Origin of the sequence: Prosthecobacter sp. (assembly GCF_049294395.1) — a bacterium.
Lineage (GTDB): Bacteria > Verrucomicrobiota > Verrucomicrobiia > Verrucomicrobiales > Verrucomicrobiaceae > Prosthecobacter.
On record NZ_JBAQCR010000379.1, the window covers coordinates 1 to 1,968 of the forward strand.

Consider the following 1,968-nt stretch of genomic DNA (forward strand, 5'->3'; position numbering starts at 1 on the left):
CGGGGCGGTGTCGTTCTCGGGGTTGGCTTCTGAAGGAGGGGGATCATCCTGATCCTCCAGTCTGGTGGGCGCGGGGCTGGAGGGTGTGGCGGAGCGTGGAGGGATCGGGGCGATCTCTCTCCGTGGGCTGTCTTCCCGGAGCGGGGCGGTGGAAGGCGCAGGATTGTCACGCACCGGCAGGTGGCTGTAGGCGCGGACGCCGCCGGCGCGGGGCATTGGCATGGGCATGACATCGTCGTCTTCCTCCTCGTCATCATCAAGGTGGTCAGGGCGGCGGACTCGGGTTTCAGGAGGGTGGGAGGTGGAGAAGATGAAGGCCATGCTCAAAGTCCTGGGCCTGGATTTGGGGGTGCAAGTGAAAAAATACCGGAGAATGGTATGATGTGGTAAAAAAAAGCGCATGGAATGCCGGTGGAGATGATGGGGCATGAGGATGCCTGCCGCTTGGCCGCTGCTGGCGGGGGCGCAAAATCAGCGCGCTTTTTCACCCGTCGCCAGGGCGGTCTGCACAGCGCGCAGGGCGGTGGCGCAGTCGGGGGCGGGGTCTGTGGCAAGCTGGGTGGCGAGGGGGTGCAGGGCTTTGCGCAGGGGCTCGTCCAGCGGGTGGGATTTCAAATGGGTTGTGAGGATCTGGTGCGTGCGCCGGGCCATGGCATGGCGCAGTGCGGTGTGTGTGGCATCGGCGCCAGCACTGTGCGGCCAGAGGCGGGAGATGAGGGGCAATATTTCCTGCGGCGGGGTTTCTCCCTGTGGCGGCGGGTCGGTCTTCGTGTGGCCGAGCCAGCGCACGGCCTGGAGGTGGGCGGGTGTGCGGCCGAGCCAGAGGTGGAGGTAGAAACGGAGTTCGGGATCGGGCTCGCCAGCATAGGTTTTGGCGAGGAGTTCTGCGACCTGCGCGTCTGTGATGGGATGAAGGCCGGAAACAGCGAGCGTCCTGTAGATGGCAAGGCGGAGGGCGAAGTCCGGCTCTGGCTGGTGCAGCAGGGCGACGAGGAGCTGCTGCATGTGCAGCGGGAGTTTGTCTCCCATTTGCGCCAGGGCATAGGCGGCGTCCCAGGGCGTCTGGCGCGTGCCTGCCTGATGCAGGATGACGCCGAGCAGCGCGGTCTGCGCCTCAGGGGGCATCTTTTCCCCGAGGTTTCCTAGAGCGGGTACGGCGATCTCGATCGGGGACTCGTCAGCCATGCTGTAGGTGTCTGGGGCGGGGGCGGGTGGATTCTCTGCGGGGGGGGCGGCTGGGGATGCTGAACCTGCTGCGGCTGTGGGAGGTGAGACGGTGGCGGGAGATGCTGCGCTGGGACCCAATGGATCTGCGGCAGGTGGAGATGGCGCTGCTGGGACAGGCGTGGGGCCGGGCCCAAAAGGGTCTGCGGCAGGGACAGGGGACACCGCAGGCTGAGAAGGATTTGGAGTGGATAAGAGAGCCTTGTCGGCGGCGATGTTTCTTTCGACGATGCCCACCAGCACCGGCCCGGCCTCGGGAGGCATGTGCGGGCCTAGCTGCCGCATGGCCAGCAGGGCGCTGTATTGCAGGTCCTTGTTTTGCAGCAGCAGGAGCAGCGCCTGCTTTGACTCCTGGCTGAGGCCTGCACCCAGATGCCCGAGCGTCTCTGCGGCGAGTCTCCGCGCCTGGAGGATGGCTTTTTCATCCTGCACGCAGGCCCGCAGCACGCGCTGCACTTCCGGCGGCAGCCCGCCGCGCTCTGCGAGCGGCTGAAAGAAATACTCCGCGATGCTCTCCCGCGTGGCATCGGTGGCGGTGGTGCTTTGGAATTCGGCGAGGAGTGCGTGGTGCACTGCGGGGCTGGCATGCTCGCCTGCTTTTGCCAGGAGGCGCAGCTCAGCGCCGGGGAGGTCTCCTTCTGGCGTGGAGCCAAATTCTTCCGGCTGCGCTGGCTGCGGGGCGTGCGCGGATTTGAGAAAGCGGTCCAGCAGCGCCTGCTGAAAATCCGGGGGCAGGCCCAGCGC

2 pseudogenes are annotated in these 1,968 nt (G+C 66.3%); both read right to left on the bottom strand.

From position 1 onward, the window contains the following. Window positions 1-321 (bottom strand): annotated as a pseudogene (locus tag WAW39_RS25415) (hypothetical protein); the annotation flags it as partial. Window positions 322-471: 150 nt separating this feature from the next. Continuing rightward, a pseudogene (locus WAW39_RS25420) lies at window positions 472-1,968 on the bottom strand (hypothetical protein); the annotation flags it as partial.